General features: G+C 64.1%; 22 protein-coding genes. 9 read left to right on the top strand and 13 right to left on the bottom strand.

Annotated features, from left to right (window positions below; translation table 11 throughout):
* Window positions 1-12: 12 nt before the first annotated feature.
* The 4 genes from R3D65_RS03215 to R3D65_RS03230 all read right to left on the bottom strand — a co-directional run bounded on the left by R3D65_RS03215 (window position 13) and on the right by R3D65_RS03230 (window position 6,305).
* The gene (locus R3D65_RS03215) at window positions 13-1,086 is read right to left on the bottom strand and encodes a hypothetical protein (protein WP_371273791.1); all 1,074 of its coding nucleotides are present in this window, start codon (window positions 1,084-1,086) and stop codon (window positions 13-15) included.
* A 273-nt stretch (window positions 1,087-1,359) separates the two neighbouring features.
* Entirely contained in the window at window positions 1,360-4,818 is a 3,459-nt protein-coding gene (locus R3D65_RS03220; protein WP_371273792.1) for a chromosome segregation SMC family protein, read from the bottom strand.
* 81 nt (window positions 4,819-4,899) lie between these two features.
* Window positions 4,900-5,658, bottom strand: coding sequence for a DsbA family protein (locus R3D65_RS03225; protein WP_371273793.1), 759 nt, complete (start codon window positions 5,656-5,658; stop codon window positions 4,900-4,902).
* Window positions 5,659-5,807: 149 nt separating this feature from the next.
* On the bottom strand, window positions 5,808-6,305 hold the full coding sequence (locus tag R3D65_RS03230; protein ID WP_371273794.1) for a DUF721 domain-containing protein: 498 nt from the start codon (window positions 6,303-6,305) through the stop codon (window positions 5,808-5,810).
* A 66-nt stretch (window positions 6,306-6,371) separates the two neighbouring features.
* Here R3D65_RS03230 and mutY point away from each other — a divergent pair, with 66 nt between their 5' ends.
* Both mutY and R3D65_RS03240 read left to right on the top strand, forming a co-directional pair.
* Window positions 6,372-7,490, top strand: coding sequence for an A/G-specific adenine glycosylase (gene mutY, locus R3D65_RS03235; protein ID WP_371273795.1), 1,119 nt, complete (start codon window positions 6,372-6,374; stop codon window positions 7,488-7,490).
* A 7-nt stretch (window positions 7,491-7,497) separates the two neighbouring features.
* Window positions 7,498-8,109 carry an HAD family hydrolase gene (locus R3D65_RS03240; protein WP_371273796.1) on the top strand — a complete coding sequence of 204 codons (612 nt, stop codon included), beginning with the start codon at window positions 7,498-7,500 and terminating at the stop codon, window positions 8,107-8,109.
* 95 nt (window positions 8,110-8,204) lie between these two features.
* Here the strand turns inward: R3D65_RS03240 and R3D65_RS03245 are convergent, their stop codons facing one another.
* Entirely contained in the window at window positions 8,205-9,338 is a 1,134-nt protein-coding gene (locus tag R3D65_RS03245) for a site-specific DNA-methyltransferase (RefSeq protein ID WP_371273797.1), read from the bottom strand.
* Between the two features lie 237 nt (window positions 9,339-9,575).
* On the opposite strand from R3D65_RS03245, the gene R3D65_RS03250 reads away from it, so the two are divergent.
* Window positions 9,576-10,265 (top strand): HAD family hydrolase, encoded by a 690-nt coding sequence (locus R3D65_RS03250; RefSeq protein ID WP_371273798.1) that lies wholly within the window; start codon window positions 9,576-9,578, stop codon window positions 10,263-10,265.
* A 57-nt stretch (window positions 10,266-10,322) separates the two neighbouring features.
* Here R3D65_RS03250 and R3D65_RS03255 read toward each other — a convergent pair whose 3' ends face one another.
* Window positions 10,323-10,880 (bottom strand): hypothetical protein, encoded by a 558-nt coding sequence (locus tag R3D65_RS03255; protein ID WP_371273799.1) that lies wholly within the window; start codon window positions 10,878-10,880, stop codon window positions 10,323-10,325.
* A gap of 143 nt (window positions 10,881-11,023) precedes the next feature.
* Between R3D65_RS03255 and thrC the strand changes: the two genes are divergently transcribed.
* From thrC to R3D65_RS03275, 4 genes are all read left to right on the top strand, one after another.
* Entirely contained in the window at window positions 11,024-12,421 is a 1,398-nt protein-coding gene (gene thrC / locus R3D65_RS03260) for a threonine synthase (RefSeq protein ID WP_371274346.1), read from the top strand.
* 100 nt (window positions 12,422-12,521) lie between these two features.
* A complete protein-coding gene (locus tag R3D65_RS03265; protein WP_371273800.1) occupies window positions 12,522-13,817 on the top strand; it encodes a M16 family metallopeptidase in 1,296 nt (431 codons plus the stop codon).
* 11 nt (window positions 13,818-13,828) lie between these two features.
* Entirely contained in the window at window positions 13,829-14,419 is a 591-nt protein-coding gene (locus tag R3D65_RS03270; RefSeq protein ID WP_371273801.1) for a GNAT family N-acetyltransferase, read from the top strand.
* A gap of 71 nt (window positions 14,420-14,490) precedes the next feature.
* On the top strand, window positions 14,491-17,310 hold the full coding sequence (locus R3D65_RS03275; RefSeq protein WP_371274348.1) for an EAL domain-containing protein: 2,820 nt from the start codon (window positions 14,491-14,493) through the stop codon (window positions 17,308-17,310).
* A gap of 98 nt (window positions 17,311-17,408) precedes the next feature.
* On the opposite strand, the gene R3D65_RS03280 is transcribed toward R3D65_RS03275, so the two are convergent.
* Window positions 17,409-17,987 carry a YqgE/AlgH family protein gene (locus R3D65_RS03280; protein ID WP_371273802.1) on the bottom strand — a complete coding sequence of 193 codons (579 nt, stop codon included), beginning with the start codon at window positions 17,985-17,987 and terminating at the stop codon, window positions 17,409-17,411.
* A 200-nt stretch (window positions 17,988-18,187) separates the two neighbouring features.
* Here R3D65_RS03280 and R3D65_RS03285 point away from each other — a divergent pair, with 200 nt between their 5' ends.
* Both R3D65_RS03285 and R3D65_RS03290 read left to right on the top strand, forming a co-directional pair.
* Complete coding sequence (locus R3D65_RS03285) at window positions 18,188-18,991, top strand: protein-disulfide reductase DsbD domain-containing protein (RefSeq protein WP_371273803.1); 804 nt, start codon at window positions 18,188-18,190, stop codon at window positions 18,989-18,991.
* Window positions 18,992-19,083: 92 nt separating this feature from the next.
* The gene (locus R3D65_RS03290) at window positions 19,084-19,569 is read left to right on the top strand and encodes a peroxiredoxin (protein WP_371273804.1); all 486 of its coding nucleotides are present in this window, start codon (window positions 19,084-19,086) and stop codon (window positions 19,567-19,569) included.
* Window positions 19,570-19,789: 220 nt separating this feature from the next.
* On the opposite strand, the gene R3D65_RS03295 is transcribed toward R3D65_RS03290, so the two are convergent.
* The 6 genes from R3D65_RS03295 to R3D65_RS03320 are packed head-to-tail and all read right to left on the bottom strand — an operon-like array spanning window position 19,790 to window position 23,601.
* Entirely contained in the window at window positions 19,790-19,987 is a 198-nt protein-coding gene (locus R3D65_RS03295) for a hypothetical protein (protein WP_371273805.1), read from the bottom strand.
* On the bottom strand, window positions 19,971-20,453 hold the full coding sequence (rnhA, locus tag R3D65_RS03300; protein ID WP_371273806.1) for a ribonuclease HI: 483 nt from the start codon (window positions 20,451-20,453) through the stop codon (window positions 19,971-19,973). Before rnhA ends, R3D65_RS03295 begins: the two co-directional genes overlap by 17 nt.
* Complete coding sequence (locus R3D65_RS03305; RefSeq protein ID WP_371273807.1) at window positions 20,450-21,418, bottom strand: homoserine kinase; 969 nt, start codon at window positions 21,416-21,418, stop codon at window positions 20,450-20,452. Before R3D65_RS03305 ends, rnhA begins: the two co-directional genes overlap by 4 nt.
* Window positions 21,418-22,419, bottom strand: coding sequence for a 4-hydroxy-3-methylbut-2-enyl diphosphate reductase (gene ispH / locus R3D65_RS03310; protein WP_371274349.1), 1,002 nt, complete (start codon window positions 22,417-22,419; stop codon window positions 21,418-21,420). The genes R3D65_RS03305 and ispH overlap by 1 nt, the downstream gene beginning before the upstream one ends.
* Window positions 22,420-22,471: 52 nt before the next feature.
* On the bottom strand, window positions 22,472-23,218 hold the full coding sequence (locus R3D65_RS03315; RefSeq protein ID WP_371273808.1) for an SURF1 family protein: 747 nt from the start codon (window positions 23,216-23,218) through the stop codon (window positions 22,472-22,474).
* Window positions 23,215-23,601, bottom strand: coding sequence for a DUF983 domain-containing protein (locus tag R3D65_RS03320; RefSeq protein WP_371273809.1), 387 nt, complete (start codon window positions 23,599-23,601; stop codon window positions 23,215-23,217). Before R3D65_RS03320 ends, R3D65_RS03315 begins: the two co-directional genes overlap by 4 nt.
* Between the last annotated feature and the right edge of the window lie 87 nt (window positions 23,602-23,688).

The following is a 23,688-nucleotide window of genomic DNA, read 5'->3' on the forward strand; positions in this document are numbered from 1 at the left end:
GTCGGCGAGGTCCTATCTCAAGAGTCCTTTCAAGGCAGACATCAGAACCTCTCCACGCCGCTCCTTGGGGGAAATATCGAATTCCACCAGGAAACTTGCAAATATCTTGTATATCAATTCCTCGATGACCGGATATAGTTCATCAACACTTTCGCTTTCCGGCTTCGAAAAAGACTTTCCAGGCGTATATTTTCTGAAGAATTCCTCATTCGATTCACAGAACAATTCAAAAATATCCGATGTCCCATGGTTCAAGTTGCCATTTCGCAAGACTTCTATCGATTTGACGAAATCCGTCAGCTCCCTGTTTCTGTCATTGAAACCATTTCCATTGTCCGTGAAGAAGGCCACATGGTCATGGATTGCCCTGTAGGCAGGCAATTGCCAGGCATAGGACGACTTGTTGGAATGAATGCCGGGGAAACCGATGCACCCGTCGTTTGGCGAGAGCCCGATCTTTTCCGCAAAATCAATCAGGATGCTTCCGTTCCGAAAATAACGCTTTTCAAACAGGTTTGCGTCGAAATATTCCTTTCCGAAAATCCGCGACCATTTATCGGAAATGTTCAGGTGGTTGAAATAGTCGTTTTCCGGACTGACGGTCTGTATGTAATCCTTGAATGCAAGGGTTCCGCCGTTCTCGGCGTAGGTCGAATAGGCACTCCTGCACAAGCCTGTCTGTTCTCGAAAATATGAAATGACATATACTTTTTCAAATATCCCGCTCAGGAATTCATGAAGTCTTTCAATCTCTTCCTTCTTCACAAGCCTGGAATGAAAATGCTCCGACGTGATCAGAAAACGATGGCAGCCCGACGACCTCGCCTTTTCGAATTCAGCCTTGAATTCCCTTTCAAACCCTGAAAAATGCTTCCTGTTCTGCCTTTCCGTCCTTATCCGGAACCATTGCTGATAATCGTCGAACTCCGACCTGAAGTAATTGACAATCTTTCTGTGATTTCCGCTTCCGAATTTGTTGCTTGTATATATTCCCCGTTCGACCAATGAATTTCGATTGGCGAAAATCCACTCCTGTATAGAGGTCGTGGCGGTTTTTTCCGTTCCAATATGAAGGAAACAATCCATTTTCATATTTCAAAATATATATATTTTCAAATAGATGTGTTCTATATTTGAACCTTCATGCCAACGCGATCCAGCCTATCAATTCAATCTGAATGTTTCCTCTTGCATTCCTTTTCCATCTCTTCCGGCAAATGCGCCGATACCGTCTCGTCTTTCATCAGGCCTGTTTCCCAACAGAAGCCTTCGCGACGGTTCGCTCCTGTCGAAATCCGCTCTAATGCGATCCACTTTCGGGTGCAACCGCGCTCGCAGTCTGCCAGGACGCCGATCGTCCTACACCGCCTCGCGCATCTGTTCGGCCGTCTGGAGATCGACGCTGACCAGCGTCGAGACGCCCTGTTCGGCCATGGTGACGCCGAAGAGCCGGTTCATGCGCGCCATGGTGATGGGGTTGTGGGTGATGATGACGAAGCGCGTCTCCGTCGACTTCGCCATTTCCTCCATCAGGTTGCAGAAACGCTCGACATTGTGATCATCGAGCGGCGCGTCCACCTCGTCCAGCACGCAAATCGGCGCGGGATTGGTCAGGAAGACAGCGAAGATCAGTGCCATGGCGGTCAGCGCCTGCTCGCCGCCTGACAGGAGCGTCATGGTCTGCGGCTTCTTGCCGGGCGGGCGGGCAAGGATTTCAAGCCCGGCATCCAGCGGGTCATCGCTTTCGATGAGCTGCAATTCGGCCGTACCGCCGCCGAAGAGATGGGAGAACAGCCGCTGGAACTGGTCGTTGACCTTGCCGAAGGCATCCAGCAGGCGCTCACGGCCTTCCCTGTTGAGGCTCTGGATGGCGGCGCGCAGCTTCTTGATGGCCTCGATCACGTCCTCGCGCTCGGTGACGATGGTCTCGAGACGCTCCGCCATTTCGCGGCTTTCCTCCTCGGCGCGCAGGTTGACGGCGCCGAGGCGCTCGCGCTCGATCTTCAGGCGCTCCAGCCGGCGCTCGGTCTCGCCCATGTCCGGCATGGGCGCATCGGGCGCAAGACCCGTATGGCGGATGACCAGATGCGGCGGGCAGTTCAGCGCCTCGCGGATCCGCGCCTCCGCCTCCTCGCGGCGCTCCTGCGCGGCGGTCATGCGCTCCTCGGCGCGCGCGCGCGCCTCGCGTCCCTGGGCCAGAGCGGCGATTGCGTCAGTGGCAGATCTGTCGAGATCACGCTGCCGGTTCTCGGCCGCCTGACGCCTGTCCGCGGCCTGTTTGCGCAATGTCTCCGCTTCCTCGATCCGGCGCACGAGCTGACGGCGGCGGGCTTCCGCCTCTTCCGGTCCGCCCTCTATGGTGTCGCGCTCGGCACGGGCCTCGGCCTCGCGTTCGGCCAGGGCGGCGATCTGGCGTTCGGCATTGCCGGCGCGCGCGATCCAGCCCTTGCGCTCCACCGCGATGGCCTGCAAACGGCGGGCGCGCGCCTCGGCCTCGCGCTTCAATCCTTCATGGGCCGCCTTCGTCTCGGCCAGCCGGGTCCGGTCGGCCGCCACTTCGCGCGCCAGGGCATCGAGGCGGGCCTGGAGATCGGAAAGATCGGGCGCATCCTCCATCTGGCCTTCGGCTTCGCGGATCATCGTTTCGGCCTCGGCCAGCCCCTCGGCCAGCCGGGCGCGGGATTCCTCCTGCGCGGCCTTGCGGGTGGCCACCTCGCCAGCGGCCTTCTGCGCCCGGTCGAGGGCCGCGCGCGCCTCGCCAACGGCCTGCACCTTCAGGCGCAATGTCTCACGGGCCGCCTTTGCGGCCTCGATCGCCTGGCGCAAATGCAGCTCGGCTGCCCTGAATGCCTCCTCCGCCATGCGCAGCCCCCCGGTCGCCTCCAGCGCCTCGGCGTCCAGTTCGGCCAGCCGGTTCTTCTGTTCCAGCCGGATGGCGGCGGCAGTCGGCGCATCGGCGGAGGCCACGAACCCATCCCAGCGCCACAGCGCACCAGCCTGCGAGACAAGCCGCTGGCCGGGCTTCAAAAGGGCTTGCAGGCGCGCACCGTCGGCCTCGCCGACAATGCCGATCTGGGCCAGCCGCCGGGCCAGTTGCGGCGGCGCGGTGACGACACCGGCCAGCGGGCGGGCCCCGTCCGGCAAGGCCGGATCCTCCGCGCCGTCGACCGGTGCGCCCCAATGAGCCGGCGCGGCGGCATCGAGCGGGGCATCGAGGTCCTCGCCCAGCGCCGCGCCCAGCGCCGTCTCGAAGCCGCGCTCCACCTTCATCCGTTCCACGACCGCGGGGAAAAGGCCGGAGCCGCCGGAATTGATGATCTTCCGGAGGGTGCGCGCCTCTGTCTCGATCCGGTTCAATTCGGACCGGGCGGCGTTGAGGGGCGTGCGGGCGTCGGCTTCACCCTCACGGGCCGCGTCCACCGCCTCTTCTGCCGCCTGGCTTGCCGCTTCCGCCTCCATGCGCGCCGCCTCGGCGGTATCGAGCGCGGACTGGCAGGCGGAAGGATCGGGCAGCGCGGCCAGCTTGCGGGCGATTTCGGCCAGTTCACGATCCGCCTCGCCAACCTGTCGGGCGATGCGCTCGCGCCGCTCGCGGCTTTCGCGAAGGCGCCGTTCCATGGCGTGACGCGCGGCGGCGGCATTGGCCTTTTCCGTCGTCAGGGCGGACAGCGATGCCTCGCTTTCCTTCAGCCGGGCGGCGGCTTCCTCATGGGCGGCCCGCGTCTCGATTTCCCGGGCATGGGCGCCGTCGGTCTCGCTGTTGAGCCGGCGCTCCTCGTCTTCCAGCCGCGCCAGGACTTCCGCGTTGTCGGAAACCATGCGGCGCTCGCGCTCGATATCGGCGGCGAATTGCGCCAGCCGCTTGTCCAGTTCCGCCTGCCGGCTCTTGAGCCGCGCGGCCTCCTCGTCGAGCTGTGTGCGCGCAATCGTCAGCCGTTGCAGCGCGGCCGCGGCAGAAGCCTCCGCCTCGCGCAGCGCCGGCAGGCCGGATGCGCCAACTGCCTGGTCCTTTGCCGCATTCATCTGCCGGGAAGCGAGATCGCCGACAGCGGCGGTGGTGGTGGCAAGCTGGCCCTGCGCCTCTGCCTCATGGGCCCTGGCCTGGCTCCAGCGCAGGTGCAGCAGGATGGCCTCGGCAGCGCGGATATCGGCCGAGAGCGACTTGAAACGGTTGGCCTGGCGGGCCTGACGCTTCAGGCTCTCGATCTGGCTCTCCAGTTCGCCGACCACATCGTCAAGGCGTTCCAGATTGCCTTCGGCTGCACGCAGGCGCAGTTCGGCCTCGTGGCGGCGGGTGTGAAGGCCGGAAATTCCGGCTGCCTCCTCCAGCAATTGACGGCGGGCCTGCGGCTTGGCCTGGATCAGTTCGCCGATCCGCCCCTGCCCGACCATGGAGGGCGAGCGCGCGCCGGTGGACTGGTCGGCGAAGAGAAGCTGCACATCCTTGGCGCGGGCTTCCTTTCCATTGATGCGATAGACGGACCCGGCCTCGCGCTCGATGCGCCGCGAAACCTGGATTTCGTCCTGGTCGTTCCATTGCGGCGGCGCGCTGCGGTCGCGGTTGTCGAGGAACAGCGTGACCTCGGCGGTATTGCGGGACGGGCGGGTGGACGAGCCGGAAAAGATGACGTCGTCCATGCCGGACGCGCGCATGTTCTTGTAGGAATTCTCGCCCATGACCCAGCGCAGGGCCTCGACGAGATTGGACTTGCCGCATCCGTTCGGGCCGACCACGCCGGTCAACCCGCCCTCGATCAGGAATTCGGACGGTTCGACAAAGGACTTGAAGCCCAGGACACGCAAACGGGAGAAGCGCATCAGCACGCCTCCCCCGCACGGGCCGGAAACCGGCAACGCCCAGCGAACGGCGACGGCCGGGCCGCCGCCCGCAAGCCGGCCTCAATCCATGCTGTCGATGATCGCCGCGAATTGCTCAATCGGCATCGCTCCCGCGTATTTCTTGCCGTTGATGAGGAATGTGGGCGTGGCCTCGATCCCGAATTCCTCGGCCGCACGGGTCCTCACGGCATTCACATTGTCGAGAAGTTCCTGATCCCGCAAGCAAGCGTTAAAGTCTTCCTGTGAAAAACCGGCGATCTTGACCGTATTGTAGAGCGTCGACAGGAATTCGTCGCCCGGCGCGCCGGCCCAGTTGCGCTGCGTCTTGAAGAGGACATCGACCAGCGGATAGTAGTTGTCGCCGGAACAGCGGGCCAGCATGAAAGCTGCCGTGGCGCGCGGGTCGAAGGGGAACTCGCGCAGCACGAAGCGCACCTTGCCGGTATCGACATAGCGCTTCTTCAGCTCCGGCCAGGTCGCCTCGTGGAAGTGGGCACAATGTCCACAAGTGGCTGATGCGTATTCGACAATCGTGACCGGCGCGTTTTCCTCGCCAATCCACTTGTCGGGCAAGGCCCCCTCTTGCACTACCTTGTCAGCGTCATAGGAACCTTCCGGCTCGGGCGCCTTCACATCGGCGGCAGCCGTCGTCATGGTGTCGATTGCCGGGGCGGCCTCATCGGCGGCAACGGTTTGCACGGCCGCATCGGCGGCGGTGGTCCGGTTGACCTCGCCGCTGTCCGAACAGGCGGCAAGCGTAATCGCCAGTGCCGGAACGGCCAAAAGGCCTGCGAGGGTGCGAAGGGAAGCGGATGTCATGCGAATCACCTGTCGGGCGGTCGTTGCGGAATAACGTGTGAACCTGTCTTGCCACTAAACACGGCAAGGGGGCAAATTATGGCAAAAGCCGGCAAAAGTGCAGCAGCAAAATCGTGGAGTGCATTCACAATCGCGTTGGCCGGCGCCTTCTATCGACGGTCACCGATCACGCCACGGCCAAGCCTTTCCAGCGCGGCGCGCAGGCCTTCGTCCCGGATACCCGCCGTCCTGCCCTTCAGCCGGGCCTCTTCCTCCGGGGTCAGCTTGCGCGGGCCGCGCGGGCGTGGCTGCTCCATGCGCAGAACCGGTTTCTGCACGATCCTGATGCGGCCGACAGCAGAAAAACCCAGAAAGGCGTTGATGCGCGCGATGACCTGTGACGTCTCGTGCTGGAGGGCAAGCGCGGCGAAGCCCTCGCAGGCGACCACGAGCGTGGCCGGCTCGAACGGATCGTCATCGCTTCGCCGTCGCGGCCAGACAATCCGTTCGGGACGGGATCCGGCGGCAAGCCGCGTGCCGACGATTTCCTCCCAGCTCTGGATCAGGCCAAGCGAAATGCCGGCGCGGCGGCGCAGCACGGGGTCGACGATCGCCGAAACGAGATCGGCAACCGGTTCGGCATTGCGCTTGCGCGGTTTGGCTGGCATGGCTTGGCGGCTTTCCGGCAGGTTCCATATTGCGTTCGGCACGGCACGAATGAGCGCGCACCAGACATGAGACATACCATCGAGACGACCGGCACGCCATCCGCGGATGAGCGCCATTGCTTCGCACGGCGCCTGCTTTCCTGGTACGACCGGCACCACCGGGATCTGCCCTGGCGCATCGCGCCGGCACACGCCGCACGTGGCGAGAAGCCCGATCCCTACCGTGTCTGGCTTTCGGAGATCATGTTGCAGCAGACCACCGTCCAGGCCGTCAAACCCTATTTCGCCGCCTTTACCGCGCGCTGGCCCACGGTCACGGCGCTGGCCGGGGCGGAAACCGACGACATCATGAAAGCCTGGGCCGGACTTGGCTACTATTCGCGGGCGCGCAACCTGAAGGCCTGCGCCGACATGGTCGCCGCGCATCATGGCGGGAAATTTCCGGACACGGCGGCGGGGCTGCGCGCCCTGCCCGGCATTGGCGACTATACCTCGGCGGCCATCGCCGCCATTGCCTTCAACCGGGCCGAGGCGGTGGTGGACGGCAATGTCGAGCGGGTGATGACGCGCCACCGCGCGATTGCAACCCCCATGCCGGCGGCCAAGGCGCAGGTGAAGGCCCATCTTGCCGATGACGTGCCGGATGACCGGCCGGGCGATTTCGCCCAGGCGATGATGGATCTGGGCGCGACAATCTGCACGCCGAAGCGCCCGGCTTGCGTATTGTGCCCGGTGCGCGAGGATTGCGCCGCGCTGATGCGTGGCGAGGATCCGGAAACCTATCCGGTCAAGGCGGCGAAGAAGGCGCGGCCGGTGCGCCATGGCGCGGCTTTCGTCGCGGTGCGGGCCGATGGCGCGGTGCTGATGGTGCGCCGCCCCGGCAGCGGCCTGCTCGGCGGCATGACCGGACTGCCGACAACCGGATGGTCGGCGCGCACGGACGGCGAAACCGGGGCGAAGGGCGCACCCTTCGGCGGCGACTGGAAACCGGCCGATGCGATCACCCATGTCTTCACCCATTTCGAATTGCGGCTCAGCGTCTGGCGCGCCGACGGGGTGGCGCGGGAGCCGGGCAAGGGGCAATGGTGGTCCGCGCCTGGCGACATTGCCGGCGAGGCGTTGCCGACTGTCATGAAAAAGGCATTGGAATCGGCCATACCCGGCATCACGAAACGCAAGCAATGAGACCGCCATGCCAAAGATCCGGCACATCGTCTTCGATATCGGCCGCGTGCTGATCCATTACGATCCCGACCTGCCCTACCGCACCATCATTCCGGACCCGGACAAGCGCGCCTGGTTTTTCGAGAATGTCTGTACCGGGGCATGGAACGTGGAGCAGGACCGGGGCCGCGGCTGGCGCGAGGCGGAAGCCGAACTGATTGCGATTTACCCGGACTGGGAAAAGGAAATCCGCGCCTTCCGGGAAAACTGGCATGCCATGGTTCCGCATGCCCTTGACGACACGGTTGCCGTTCTGCGTCAACTCGTCGCCGACGGCCATGACGTCACCATGCTGACGAATTTCGCGGCCGACACGTTCGCCGAGGCAAGCCGGCGGTTCGACTTCCTGTCCGAAACACGCGGCGTCACGGTGTCCGGGCTGATCGGCGTCATCAAGCCGGATCGCGCCATCTACGACCAGCATGCCAACACGTTCGGCCTTGACCCGGCGGCCAGCCTGTTCATCGACGACAGCCCGAAAAACGTGGAAGGGGCGCGGGCGGCAGGCTGGCAGGCGCTGCATTTCACCGGCGCCGGGCCCTTGCGGGCCGATCTCCAGCACCTGGGCGTCGCCATCTGAAAAAAAATCGCCCGGAGCGGGATGCTCCGGGCGAAGCCGTTCCGCGCGTGACTGGAGGGAAACGGCGGACGTGTTCGCTATGGCGCAAGCGCCGTTCAGGCGCCCGCAGGCGCCATCGCCGCGCGCACTTGCTCGCGCAGCGCATCGATGGGCAGAAGGCGGCCATCCTTCTCGAAATGCCAGAATGTCCAGCCGTTGCAGGCTTCGAAACCCTGGACCAGCGCGCCCGTGCGGTGGATCGAGCCCTCATGGGCGCCGCAGGCCAGCGTGCCGTCGGCGCGCACCGTCGCCGTCCAGCGCTTCTTCTGGTCGGTCAGGGTCATGCCCGGCGCGACAAGGCCGGATTCCAGCAGTGACAGGAAAGCCACACGCGGCGCGGCGCGTTTGGGCTGAAGCTGTTTCAGTTCCGCGCCATCAAGGCGGCGCACGCCGGCAATGCGCGCGGAAGCGGCATCGATATAGGACTGCTCACGCTCGATGCCGACGAAATGGCGGCCAAGCATGCGCGCCACGGCGCCCGTCGTGCCGGTGCCGAAAAACGGGTCGAGCACCACGTCGCCCGGTTTCGTCGTCGCGCTGAGAATGCGCGCCAGCAATGCCTCGGGCTTTTGCGTGGGATGGACCTTGTTGCCCTCTTCGTCCTTCAGCCGTTCGCCGCCATTGCAGATGGGAAACAGCCAGTCGGAGCGCATCTGCACGTCGTCATTGGCCGCCTTCATGGCCTCGTAGTTGAAGGTATAGCCCTTGGCGCTCTGGTCGCGCGTGGCCCAGATCAGCGTTTCATGGGCATTCTGGAACCGCTTGCCGCGGAAATTCGGCATCGGGTTGGCCTTGCGCCAGATGACGTCGTTGAGGATCCAGAAGCCCAGGTCCTGCAAGGTCGCGCCGACGCGGAAGATGTTGTGATAGGAGCCGATGACCCATAGCGTTCCACTGGGCTTGAGCACGCGGCGCGCAGCCAGAAGCCAGGCGCGGGTGAAGGCATCATAGGCCTGGAAACTGTCAAACTGGTCCCAATGATCGTCCACCGCATCCACACGCGATTGGTCGGGGCGGTGAAGTGCGCCTTCAAGCTGAAGGTTGTAGGGCGGGTCGGCAAAGATCATGTCGACCGATTTTTCCGGCAGGCGGTCCAGCGCCGCCACGCAATCGCCCTTCAGGATCGTATCGATCCAGTCGGCTTTGCGCGAGGAGGAAGACAAGTCATCGACAAGGCGAATAGCGGTCATGAACGCACCCGGTTACGCATTACGCAGAACAAACTGCGATCATGGTTACCTGTCGTGGTGAACATCCGGTTAAGGCGGCGGACCAAACTGGCTTAAAGTTCCATGGCGGGCGCGCTTGCCCAGCCGTTTGCGCCGCCGGCGCTTGAACGCGGCGGGCCGCATCCCTATAACCCGGCCTTGCCCGGGCCGAGGCTGCGCCCGGAACGCTGTTTTTCCCGAGCCAGAAACGGACCTGCCATGCCTGCCCCCGATCTCGTGATCTTCGACTGCGACGGCGTGCTCGTCGATTCCGAAATCATCGCCGCGCGCGTCGATGCGCAATTGCTCACCGAGGCGGGCTATCCGATCGAAGCCGAAGCGATGGCCGAGCGCTTCGCCGGCCTCACCTTCACGCAGGCGCTTCAGGAAATCGAGCGGGAAGCGGGCATCGTCTTCCAGCTATCGATGGTCGCGCGGGCCGACAAGATGATCGACGACCGGCTGAAGCGGGAACTCAAGGCCATCGAGGGCGCGCGCGAGGCGCTGCTGGCCGCCGGGCCGAAGCGCTGCCTGTGTTCCAATTCGAGCGACGAGCGCCTGGCGCTTTCGCTGGAGAAGACCGGCCTGGCGCCCTTTGTTGGCGGGCCCGTGTTTTCAGCCAAGAGCCTGGACGGCGTGCGGGAGAAACCGGCACCCGACGTCTATCTGCATGCCGCGCGCGAAGCCGGCGCCGATCCGGCCAGGTGTTTCGTGCTGGAGGACAGCGTGCATGGCGTGGCGGGCGCTCGCACGGCGGGCATGCGCGTCATCGGCTTTACCGGCGGCGCGCACAGCTATCCTGGCCACGGCGACCGGCTGATCGAGGCGGGCGCGGAAACGGTGATCAACCGGCTGGCCGATTTCGCCGGCATCGTGGCCGCGCTCGGTGAATTCGGAATGCTGGAATAGACCCGGACAGGCGCCGGGCCAATTGAGGACCGGCCGGGACCGGCCGGCCCCGCCACCTCATTGCGTGTTGTACGGCCCCTCGTCGTAACCGACGAAAACGAGATAGTTGGGGCCGGACGGGCGCGGCAGGTTGACGCCGGGATCGGTGAAGATGAATTGCGTGGCGCCGGTCTGGCTGACCTGCACGGTCTGTTCGTGCAACTTCGAATAGAGCACCTTGTCGCCCTCGACGACGGCAACGCGGATCGGCATGGTGATCGTTCCGGCAGCCCCCTTCGGACCCGGCACGACACGCCCGGCCGCGCCGACCGTCATGACAAGCCCCTGATCGGCATAGTTGCACGAGCGCGTGACGCTGCCGATGGAGGCCTGGTAACGCAGCTTGTCCTGCTGTCCCTCGCCACCCTTCTCATAAGAGGAGAAATAGGCCGTGCCTTCACGCAGGCTGACGCGCGGGCAATAGGCCTCCAGCTCGTCCTGGGTGATCTGCGCGACGGGAGGCTGAGCATCCGTTCCGGAAACGTCCATGGTTCCGGCCGTATCGGAGGATTGACAGGCCGAGAGGAAGGCCGCGATACCCAAAACCCCGGCCTGATAGAAAAAACGCTTCGACATCACCGGCAAAAACCCTTCAATCACACTTCCATGTCGTCGATGACATGCTCTATACCAGCGCCGCAGCGAAATTGCGACAGGGCGCGGCGTGAAGGCCCCGTCCTGCGGCAAGGCGCCCACAGGAAAGGACGACAGCGGTGACGATGCAATATGTCAGCACGCGGGGCAATGCGCCCGTACTCGGTTTCAGTGACGCGCTGCTGGCCGGCCTGGCCCGCGACGGCGGGCTGTATGTGCCTGAGACCTGGCCGCATTTCTCCGCCGACGAGATCCGCGCCATGCGCGGCCTGTCCTATGCCGACCTTGCCATTCGCGTGCTCTGGCCGTTCACCGGCGACGAGATCGCCCGTGACGATTTCGAGGCCATCGTGCGAGAAGCCTATGCGACCTTCCGTCACGATGCGGTCTGCCCGATCGTGCAGACGGGCGGCAACGAATTCGTGCTCGAGCTCTTCCACGGTCCGACGCTGGCCTTCAAGGATGTCGCGATGCAATTGCTTGCGCGGCTGATGGACCATGTGCTCGCCGCGCGCGGCGAAAGGGCGACCATCGTCGGCGCCACGTCGGGCGACACCGGCGGCGCTGCCATCGACGCCTTTGCCGGGCGCGAGCGCACCGACATCTTCATCCTGTTTCCCGAGGGGCGCGTCTCGCCCGTGCAGCAGCGCCAGATGACCACGTCGGCGGCGTCGAACGTCCATGCGCTGGCCATCCAGGGCAATTTCGACGATTGCCAGAACCAGGTGAAGGCGATGTTCAACCATCATGCCTTCCGCGATTCGATGCAGCTTTCGGGCGTCAATTCCATCAACTGGGCGCGCATCATGGCCCAGATCGTCTACTATTTCTCATCCGCCCTTTCGCTGGGCGCACCCGACAGACCGGTCAGCTTCACCGTTCCGACGGGCAATTTCGGCGACATTTTCGCCGGTTATTGCGCCAAGCGCATGGGCCTGCCGGTGGGGCGCCTCATCATCGCCACCAATGACAACGACATCCTTGCGCGCGCGCTGGACAGCGGTCGCTACGAGATGCGCGGGGTGCAGGCCACAACATCGCCTTCGATGGACATCCAGATCTCGTCGAATTTCGAGCGCCTTCTGTTCGAGGCGGGGGGACGGGATGCCGGAGCCGTGCGCGCGGCCATGGACGGGCTGAAGCAATCCGGCGCCTTCGAGATCGCGCCGGACACGCTTCGCGCCATTCGCGCGGAGTTTTCCGCCGGACGTTCCGGCGAAAGCGAAACCGCAGCGACGATCGCCCATGTGCTGGAAAATTCGGGCTACCTGCTCGACCCGCATTCGGCGGCAGGCATGAAGGTGGCACGCGAACACCGCGATCCTGCCGTGCCGATGGTGGTGCTGGCCACTGCCCATCCGGCGAAGTTTCCCGCTGCCGTGGAAGCGGCCAGCGGCGTGATGCCGGCGCTTCCGGCGTGGCTGTCGGACCTGATGGAACGAAAAGAGGCGTTCACCGTCCTTCCATCGGACCAAAAAATGTTGGAAGATCATGTTAGCCGCCATACCAGGGCGGCGAACTGAGCCAGCACCGGCGCTTTCGCGGCACGGACTGGCGTAGAAAAACGGATAGGGCATTCGCGGCGCATGGCCGCTGGGAATGGCCTGGGGAGAAAGGTTCTTCATGGGCGTGGAAGTCAGCCGTCTGTCGAACGGCCTCGTGGTTGCCACCGAAACCATGCCGCATCTGGAAAGCGTCACGCTGGGTGTGTGGATCAAGTCCGGCTCGCGCAACGAACGCGACGACGAGCACGGGATTGCCCATCTGCTGGAGCACATGGCCTTCAAGGGGACCGGCAGCCGCTCGGCCCGCCAGATCGCCACCGACATCGAGGATGTGGGCGGCGAGATCAACGCGGCGACCAGCGTGGAAACCACCTCATTCTACGCACGGGTGCTGAAGGATGACGTGCCGCTGGCCATCGACATCCTGGCCGACATCCTGACGGATTCGCGTTTCGACCCGCTGGAACTGGAACGCGAGCAACATGTCATCCTGCAGGAAATCGGCGCGGCGCACGACACACCGGACGACATCGTGTTCGACCGGTTCACCGAGACCGCCTTCCGGCACCAGACCATCGGCCGGTCAATCCTCGGCACGCCGGAAACGGTGAAGAGCTTCACCTCCGACCGGCTGCGCCATTACATGGAACGCCAATATGGCGCGGACCGCATGATCCTCGTGGCCGCCGGCGGGCTCGACCACGAGAAATTCGTTCGCGAGGCGGAGAAGAAATTCGGCCATTTCCGCGCCAAGGCCGCCGCCCCCTTCCCGCCCTATGCCCATTATGTCGGCGGCGACTACCGCGAAAGCCGTCAACTCATGGACGCGCAGATCCTGCTCGGCTTCGAGGGGCGCGCCTATCATGTGCGCGACTTCTACGCATCGCAGATCCTGTCCTCCATCCTGGGCGGCGGCATGTCGTCGCGGCTGTTCCAGGAAGTGCGCGAGAACCGCGGGCTTTGCTATTCGGTCTATGCCTTCCACTGGGGCTTTTCCGATACCGGCGTGTTCGGGGTTCATGCCGCAACGGGCGCCGAGGACATAGCCGAACTCGTGCCGGTGCTGCTGAGCGAATTGCGCAAGGCGGGCGAGAACATCGGGCAGGACGAAGTGGACCGGGCGCGGGCGCAATACCGGGCCGCGCTGGCGATGAGCCGGGAGAGCGCAACGAGCCGCGCCAGCCAGATCGCCCGCCAGATGCTGCTGTTCGGCCGCCCAATCGACAGCGACGAGTTGATGGACCGTCTGTCCAAGATAACGGTCGAACGCCTGACGGATCTCGCACAGCGCCTGTTCGGCGGCATCCAGCCCACGGTCGCCGCCATCGGCCCGATCGACACGCTGCCGCACTACGAGGCGGTCGCCCACGCGCTCGGTTCCGGTGTCAGCGAACCGCGGCGCCTGGCCGTCTGATCGCGGGAGCCATGCTCTCGCTGCCCGGATTGCGGCTCTCCGGCCCGGTTCTGGTTCATGGGCGTGTCCTGTTGCGGCCGCCGGCCTATTCCGATCATGGCCCCTGGGCCGCGCTACGCGCCGAAAGCCGCACTTTCCTGGCGCCATGGGAGCCCGAATGGCCCCCGGACGACCTGGCAAGACATGCCTGGAAGGACCGCATGCGCCGGTACCGGGCAGATGTGGCGCAGGGCACGGGGCTGCCCTTCTTCATCTTCATCGATGGCGGCAACGAGCTGGCCGGCGGTATCAATATCGGCCATATCCGCCGGGGCGTTTCGCAATCCGGCCAGATCGGCTACTGGATGGGCGCGCGGCATGCCGGGCAAGGCCTCATGCTCGATGCCCTGAATGCACTCCTTCCCCATGCTTTCGGCCCTCTCGGCTTGCACCGGCTGGAGGCGGCCTGTATCCCGGACAACAAACGATCGATCGGTGTGCTTGAAAAAGCCGGATTTCAGCGCGAAGGACTGCTTCGATCCTATCTGAAGATCGCCGGCCAATGGCGGGACCATTTTCTCTACGCGCGCATCGGCGACGGCGCGAAAACCAACGGGGCATGAAACGGGTGACTGGGGCAAAAGCCATCTTCGTGCAAATTCTGCTGGCGTTCGCCATCGTGCTGACACTGCAAATGCCGGGCGCCAACGCCTTCGAGGCCATCAAGATCAGCCGCGACGACGTGGCGCTGGATCTGTCACGCGCCGTCGACATCTATCGCGGGCGCGGGGCGAATTTCCAGACATCCACGGCGCCCGGCGCCGACGGCATCGTCCGGCGTATCGAGGTCGAGGCGCTGGAGCCGGAAACCAGCAATGACTGGGCCGTCTTCGCCATCGCCAACCCGACAGACCAGCAGCTCGACCGGATCATCGTGGCCCCCCATTACCGGCTGCCCGGATCCGGGCTGTTCTGGCCGGATCTCGGGTCTCGGCGCATCGTCAACATCACGCCCTCGGAGGGTTTCGCGCTGGATCGCGAGGATGCGCCCGATGCCGACATCTTCCGCGTCACCATCAATCCGGGCGCGGTGGTGACCTTCGTCGCGGAACTGGCCTCCGCACGCCTGCCGCAGGTCTATCTGTGGGAGCCGGAGGCCTACAAGGACACGGTCAATTCCTACACGCTTTTCCGCGGCATCGTCATCGGCATCGCGGGTCTTCTTGCGCTGTTCCTGACCATTCTCTTCGTGGTCAAGGGCACGACCCTGTTTCCGGCCACGGCGGCGCTGGCCTGGGCGGTGCTGGCCTATGTGTCCATCGATTTCGGCTTCCTGAACCGGGTGATCGAGATCTCGCCGGGCAGCGAACAGGTCTGGCGGGCGGGATCGGAAGTGGCGCTGGCACTGACGCTCGTGCTGTTCCTGTTCAGTTATCTCAATCTCAACCGCTGGCACATGCATTTCGCCTATGGGGCAGTGCTGTGGGTGCTGCTGCTGCTGGGCCTGGCCGGCGTGGCCGTGTTCGATCCGCCGGTGGCGGCGGGGATCTCGCGCTTCTCCTTCGCGCTGACGGCCGCGGTCGGCCTGGGCCTCATCATCTACCTGTCCTTCCAGGCCTATGACCGGGCCGTCATGCTCATTCCAAGCTGGCTGCTGACGCTGGCCTGGCTGGTGGGCGGATGGATGACCGTGACCGGCCTGATCGACAACGACATCATCCAGCCGGCGCTCGGCGGCGGGCTGATCCTGATCGTCCTGCTGATCGGTTTCACGGTGATGCAGCACGCCTTTGCCGGCGGCGCCCTGCACCAGGGCCTGTTTTCCGACATGGAGCGGCAGGCGCTGGCCATCTCCGGCTCCGGCTACATGGTGTTCGACTGGGACGTGACGCGCGACCGCGTGGTAACCCGGCCCGATGTCGGCAAGCCGCTCGGCCTGCCTTCCAACGCCCTGCGCGGACCGGCCCGCGACTGGCTTCCGGTGCTGCATCCGGACGACCGCGACCATTTCCGCACCACGCTCGACATGGTGCTGGAGCACAGGCGCGGACGCATCCATCAGGCATTCCGGCTGCGCGGAGCCGATGGCCATTACCAGTATTTCGTGCTGCGGGCGCGCCCGGTGATCGGTTCGGATGGCGAGGTGATCCGCTGCGTCGGCACCCTGGCGGACGTGACCGAGCAGAAGAAGGCGGAGGAGCGGCTGCTGCACGACGCCGTGCATGACAACCTGACCGGCCTGCCGACCCGCGAGCTTTTCATGAGCCGTCTGGAAGGCATCATCGCCATTGCCCAGACCGAGGAAAAGGTGAAGCCGACGATCTTCGTGATCGACGTGGACCGGTTCAAGCAGGTCAATGAAAGCCTTGGCATTTCTGCCGGCGACACGATCCTGCTCACGCTGGCCCGGCGGCTTTCGCGCCTGCTCAAGCCCAAGGACACGCTGTCGCGCTTTTCCGGCGACCAGTTCGCGCTCGCCCTTCTATCCGAACAGGATCCGGCCCGCATTGCCGCCTTCGCCGATGCCGTACGCAAGGCGATCAGCGCGCCCATCACCTTTGCCAAGCGCGAAATCGTGCTGACGGCCTCGATGGGGCTCGTGACCTGGAACGGCACACAGGGCACGGCGGAGGAACTCGTCAAGGATGCCGAACTGGCGCTGCACCAGGCAAAGCGTTTCGGCGGCGACCGCATCGAGCCGTTTCGGCCGGCTTTCCGCACCATCGGCACAGACAAGCTGGCACTGGAGGCCGATCTTCGCCGCGCCATCGAGAGGCGGGAACTTGCGCTGGCCTATCAACCGATCGTCAGCTTGAAGGATGGCAGCATTGCCGGTTTCGAGGCGCTCGTGCGCTGGGAGCATCCCCGCCGCGGCACGATCCCGCCGGCCGACTTCATCCCCATCGCCGAGACGACCGGCCTGATCGTTCCCATCGGCCTGTTTGCCATGCAGTCGGCGGCAAGCGACCTGAAAGCCTGGCTGGGCGAAACCGCCAAGGACGACCTTTTCGTTTCGGTCAACCTGTCCAGCCGCCAGCTCATGCGGCAGGACCTGGTGGCCGATGTGCGCTCGGTGCTGTCGCGGACCAGCCTGCCACCCGACAATTTCCGCCTCGAACTGACCGAATCGCTTGTCATGAGCAACCCTGAACAGGCAGCGTCCGTGCTCAGGCGATTGCGGGAAACGGGAATCGGGCTGTCGCTCGACGATTTCGGAACCGGTTTCTCGTCGCTCTCCTATCTGACACGTTTCCCCTTCGACACGCTGAAGATCGACCGCAGTTTCCTGGAAACGGATTCACCGCAGCGCATCGTGCTTCTGCGCTCCATCGTCAACATGGCGCGCGATCTCGGCCTCAAGGTCGTGGCCGAGGGCGTTGCAGAGACACAGGTGGCGCAAGACCTTGCCGATGCGGGTTGCGACTTCGTCCAGAGCTTCCTGTTCGGAGAGCCCATGGAGCCCCAGGCAGCCCTGCAGGCGATCAAGGAACAAAACCCGCTCGTCGCGGCCTGAGCCCGGGGCAAGGCCCCGCCGGACAAGGTTGGCGGAAAGGCTGGCTTCCCGGGCACTTGCAGCCAGACCGGAAACCTGCCGTCCCGTTCGGAAATGTCCTAGGCGTGCCCGGCATCCATGCTCAGGAAGGCCGGATCGATGCCGAGGCTGTCGAGGGCCAGGTCATAGAGCTTGTCGATGTCCGATTCGAACACGAGATTCGGCGACGCCGGGCAGGTCAGCCAGCCGTTGGTGCTGATTTCCTGCTCCAGTTGTCCCGGTGCCCATCCGGCATAGCCAAGCGCCATGATCGCCTGCTCGGGGCCATAGCCGCGGGAAATGGCCCGCAACACATCGACAGTGGCTGTCAGGCAAAGGCCGATGCCAATCTCCATGGACGAATCAGCGGCATAGTCACCGGTATGCAGCACGAAGCCGCGGCTTCGCTCCACCGGCCCGCCATCGCGCACGATCATCTCGCGGGCCGCTTGCGGCATGCGGATCGTTTCCGCCTCGCCGATGATGCCAAGCTGGACCAGAAGATCGGGAAAGACCATGTCCTGGCGCTTGTTGATCACCAGACCCATGGCGCCATCGGCCGAATGGGCGCACATGTAGATCACCGTTTTCTCGAACCGCGTGTCTGCCATGTTCGGCATGGCGATCAGGAATTGTCCGTCAAGCCAGTTTCCGCTCATCTCTCGTCTCCATTCGCCAAAATCGTAGCGCCAAAATGGCTGCTCTGAAAAGCCCCCTGCCCTCAAAGGCCGACGCATTTTCATGCCGGCCCCGCGCCAGGCTCACGGCACGCTCATCGAAACGTCATCGCGCGGCTCTTGCGTGGAACCGCGCAGGCGGGCATCAAGTTCCTGAAACGAAAAGCAAGAGCGACGCAGACATGATCCGTTCCACACTTGCCATGGCCATTCTTCTTTGCGCCACAATGCCAGGTGCCGGCCCGGCGCAGGCGGCTTCGACCGGCTGGCAGGAGACCGAGGGCGCGCAGCTTCGCCTCGTGGTCGAGGACCGCCCCGATGCCGGCGGCATGCTGCGCGGCGCGCTCGAAATCATGCTGGAACCGGGGTGGAAGACCTATTGGCGGGAGCCGGGCGATGCCGGTGTGCCGCCGCGGCTCTCGCTCGATGGCAGTGCCAACGCGGCAGATGTGACCCTGCATTTCCCCGCGCCGCGCCGGTTTAGCGACGAATGGTCGACCTGGGCGGGCTACGGATCGTCCATGGCGATTGCGCTGGAGTTCCGTCCGCTTGATCCTGGCGTTCCGGTAACGCTGAAAAGCACCGCGTTTCTGGGTATTTGCGAGGATATCTGCATCCCCGTCGAGATGTCCTTCATGTTGGAGACGAATCCGTCCCGGCCGGTCAGCGAACCGGCGGTTGCCGAGGCTTTCGCAGCCCTGCCCCGTCCCGCGCGTGACGGCTTCTCCGTCACCGATGCCCGCCTGGACGACGGCGCACTGGTCATTGATGCCTCCGTCGAGGGGGACGGTGGCGAGGCCGACCTGTTTCTCGCACCCTCCAAAGGCTTGATGCTGGATGTTCCCGAGCGCATCACCACCAGCGATGGCAATGTCGTGTTTCGCGCCGGCGTGCTCTCGGCGCCGAAAGATGCCGGGACCGCCGTCGTGGACTACACGCTGGTCGACACGGCGGGAGCGGTCAGCGGACGTTTCGAGGCGCAATAATCTCACCGGCGTCTTTACTGGCCAGCCGGGCGGCCTACATCTCATGCATTGCCGCCAGCCCGGTGGCTGTTTTCCAGCAAGGAGGGTCCTTCATGACGATTTCGGTCGGCGAAAAACTGCCCGATGCCAAGTTCACCGTGTCCACCGGCGATGGTCCGGCCCAGTTGAGCACCGATGATGTCTTTGCGGGCAAGACCGTCGTGCTGTTCGGCGTTCCGGGCGCGTTCACGCCCACCTGCTCGATGAACCACCTCCCCGGTTTCATCGAACACCACGACGCGATCAAGGCCAAGGGCGTCGACACGATAGCGGTCGTGGCAGTGAACGACGTCTTCGTGATGAAGGCCTGGCAAGAGGCCACGGGCGGCAAGGACAAGATCCTTTACCTGGCCGATGGCAGCGGAGCATTCGCCAGGGCGACCGGACTCGACATCGATCTCGGCGCGGCCGGCCTTGGTGTACGTTGCAAGCGCTTCTCCATGATCGTCAAGGACGGCACCGTGACCGCCCTCAACATCGAGGATTCGCCCGGCAAGGCGGAAGCCTCCAGCGCCGAGGGAATCCTGGCCCAGCTCTGAAGCGTCCGGCAGGCCATATCGCCGGCAACGGCCCGCGCATTCACGTGTGGGCCGTTGACGGCGCAATCCCGGACGGAAAACCGGCGTCCACTTTTCCTGGGATTTCAATTCTCCGGCGCAATCCCGGACGGAAAACCGGCGTCCACTTTTCCTGGGATTTCACTTCTCCGGCGCAATCCCGGACGGAAAACCGGCGTCCACTTTTCCTGGGATTGCTTGCCTAATCCCGATCCATTCCGGCGCGGGCGCGAATCAAGCCGGCCAGCAGGCCGGCAATGGCGCCACCGGCAAGGCCGGAGCCGAGCGTGGCCAGCGAAAAATCATCGGCGACGAACCATACCGTGGCTCCACCCAAGATCGCGCCGAGGAGCGCATAGGCCGCGTACCGGGCAAACGTGTCGTCAGGCCGTTTCGCCATTGCTCCGCTCCCGCCTCGCGCCCGGCCTTTTTCGCTTGAACGGCTCCATGCCTTCCCGCGCGAGTTCATCGGCGCGTTCGTTTTCGGGATGGCCGGCATGCCCCTTGATCCAGTGCCAGGTCACATCATGGCGGCCGCGCGCCGCATCGAGCGCCTGCCACAGTTCCGCGTTTTTCACCGGCTTCTTCGCAGCCGTTTTCCAGCCGTTCTTCTTCCAGCCGTGAATCCAGCCCTTGATCCCGTCGCGAACATAGACGCTATCGGTGTAGAGATCGACCTTGCAGGGTTCCTTCAGCGCTCCCAGCGCCTCGATGGCGGCCAGCAGTTCCATGCGGTTGTTGGTGGTTTCGGCTTCGCCGCCATTGAGTTCCCTGACATGACCGTTGAAGCGCAGCAACGCGCCCCAGCCGCCGGGACCGGGATTGCCGGAACAGGCGCCATCGGTGAAAATCTCGACCTGCTTCATGCCGGTTCCAGCCCGTATTCGGCCGCATCCCTCACCTGCGCATGAAAACGCAACCGGCGGAGATATTCCCTGGGATCCTTCTTGGTCACCACGGCGCCTTCGGGCGTGTTCAGCCAGTCATAGAGCCGGGTGAGCAGGAAGCGCAAGGCGGCGCCGCGGGCGAGCAATGGCAAGGCATCCCGCTCGGCCGGTGTGAGCGCCCGCACTGTCTGGTAGCCGGCGAGTAGCGCCTGCCCCTTCGTGATGTTGAAGGAAAAGTCGCGTTCGAAGCACCAGGCGTTCAGGCAGACGGCCACGTCATAGGCCAGCAGGTCGTTGCAAGCGAAATAGAAGTCGATCAGGCCCGACAATTCGGCACCAAGAAAGAAGACATTGTCTGGAAACAGGTCGGCATGAATGACACCGGCGGGCAGTTCTTTCGGCCATGTGGCTTCCAGGATGTCCAGTTCGCCGGAAATCTCGGCATGCAGGCCGGGCTCGACCTCGTCGGCGCGGGCGGCGGCCATGTCGAACAGCGGCCGCCAGCCATCCACGCCCAGGGCGTTGTGCCGCGTCAGCGCGAAGTCCCGACCCGCAAGATGCATGCGCGCCAGCGCGGCACCCACGGCGCGGCAATGGCCGGCATTGGGCCGGCGCGGCCACATGCCTTCCAGAAAGGTGACGATCGCGGCGGGCCGGCCGGCAAGCCTGCCGATCGCGCCGCCATCGGCGCGCTTGACCGGCTGCGGGCACGTCACACCGCCTTGGGCCAGGTGTTCCATCAGGCCGACAAAAAACGGCAGATCGTCCGGGTTCACCCGCTTCTCGTAGAGCGTCAGGATGAAATGGCCGGCTGTCGTGTGCAGGAGATAGTTGGAGTTTTCCACGCCTTCCGCGATGCCCTTGTAGGACAGGAGGCCGCCAACAGGATAGGCGCCAAGGAATGCGGACAGTTCGTCCTCGGATATGTCGGTATAGACGGCCATTACCGGTCCCCGTTCACAAAGGCCATGTCGGCGGCGGTCAGTTCCACGTCGCGCAGCGTGCGCATGACAGGGAAAGTCTCGGTTTCCTTGACGGTCAAGGCGATGTCCAGCGTGACATCGAAGCGCTCCCGAAAGGCGGCAATGATCTCGTCCACGATGATCTCTGGCGCGGAGGCGCCGGCGGAAATGCCCACCGTGCCAATCCCTCCAAGCACCAACCAGTCAATTTCGGCGGCCCGCTGCACGAGCATGGCGCGCGCAGCCCCTGCCCGTTCGGCCACTTCAACGAGGCGGCGGGAATTGGACGAGTTCGGCGCGCCCACCACGAGAAAGAGATCGCAGCCCGGCGCGGCCTGCTTGACCGCCTCCTGGCGGTTGGTCGTGGCATAGCAGATGCTTTCGGCCGCCGGCGCCTGGATATCGGGAAACGTGTCTTCGAGTGCGGCGACGATGCCGGCCGTGTCGTCCACCGAAAGCGTGGTCTGCGTGACATAGCCCAGCGCCGCGCCTTCTGGCGGCGAGAATTGCCGGGCATCGGCCACTGTCTCGATCAGGGAAACCGCGCCCTCGGGCAACTGGCCCATGGTGCCGATGACTTCCGGGTGGCCGGCATGGCCGATCAGCAGCACGTGGCGGCCGAGCCGCTGGTGGCGCATGGCCTGCTTGTGAACCTTGGAGACCAGGGGGCAAGTCGCATCCAGATAGAGCAGGTTCAACGCTTCGGCATGGGCGGGCACAGATTTCGGCACGCCATGGGCAGAGAAGACCACCGGCGCATCCCGATGGTCAGGCGGAATCTCGTCCAGTTCCTCGATGAATACCGCGCCCCGGGACCGCAGGCCTTCCACCACGAACTTGTTATGCACGATCTCATGACGGACATAGACCGGCGCGCCGTATTTCTTCAGCGCCAGAACAACGATCTGGATCGCGCGGTCGACCCCGGCACAAAATCCGCGCGGTTCGCACAGTCTCAGGGTCAATGGGCTCTTGGCGGGCATGGCTTCACCGGTTGCGGGCATGAGTTCCAAGTGGCTGTCCGCGCCATGCCTGTCAAGGGCGGCGGCGCAGGACAAAGACGATCCAGACGCCGGCCAGCGCAACGGCAAGGCCATACCACGTGATGGCGTATTGCAGGTGGCTGTTTGGCAGATTGACAATGGTGACACCGCCAATGGGCATTCCGCCGGGATTGGGCGTCTCGTCGGCATCCAGGAAGAAGGGGAGAACGGCAGCCGGATCGAGACCCGCATTGCGGGTCATCGCTTCGAGATCCTTCCAATAGAAGATGTTCTGCGCGACATCGTTTTCATAGACGCCACCCGGCTTGCCTTCCAGCGGATCGCGCGCCAGTCCCGTAACCGTCACCATACCGGCGGTCTGGCCCTCCTGGCGGGTGCCTGCATCCTTGCGGTCATAGGGCACGAAGCCGCGATTGACGAACAGGGCGCGCCCGTCGGCAAGGCGCAACGGCGTGTAGACATAGAAACCCGATGCGCCTTGATGGGTGGCGAAGAAATGCTGCTCGCGCCGATGCTCGAATGTTCCTGTCGCCATGGCCGGCAGGTAATCCACGTCCCGCGTGTCGGCGAAACGCGCCTCCACATCGGCGAGCGGCAAAGGCGGCGATGCCATGCGCGCTGCAATGGTGTCGATCAACCCTTCCTTCCAGGCGAGACGGCGGACCTGCCAGTTGCCGAGCGCAATCAGGATTGCCAGCACGGCCAGAACCAGCGCCGTGAGCAGCCAGAAACCGCGCCGGGCAAAGCGGCCTCGTCTGTCCGGCAGGTTCTGTGTCACGGGCGTTCCTCGATCTTTCCCTCGGCGGCCTTGTTGGCATATTGCAACGTGATCAGGACACCCTTGATGAGCTTGAGCGCCGTGAGGCACAGGACCAATGTGAGCGGTATCCACAGAACCATGTGCAGCCAGATCGGCGGCGCGTAGTTGACCTCCATCCAGAGTGCCAGACCGACGACGACAAATCCGACGATCAGCATGACGAAAATGGCAGGCCCGTCGCCCGCGTCCGCAAAGGAATAATCCAGCCCGCAAACGCCGCAGCGGTCCTTGACCTTCAGGTAACCCGCGAACAGCTTTCCCTCGCCACAACGCGGGCAGCGCCCCTTGATGCCCGCCTGAATGGGTTCGACAGGCGGATAATGAGCCTGATCTTCAGTCATGGCGACTCCTCTACAATTGAAAAACACGGGGGCGGCCATGAATGCCATGACCGCCCCTTGAAACCCATGCGACAGGTGGAAGCGCGG

The sequence above is a fragment of the Zhengella sp. genome, assembly GCF_041397485.1.
In the GTDB taxonomy this organism is placed as follows: Bacteria; Pseudomonadota; Alphaproteobacteria; order Rhizobiales; family Rhizobiaceae; genus Zhengella.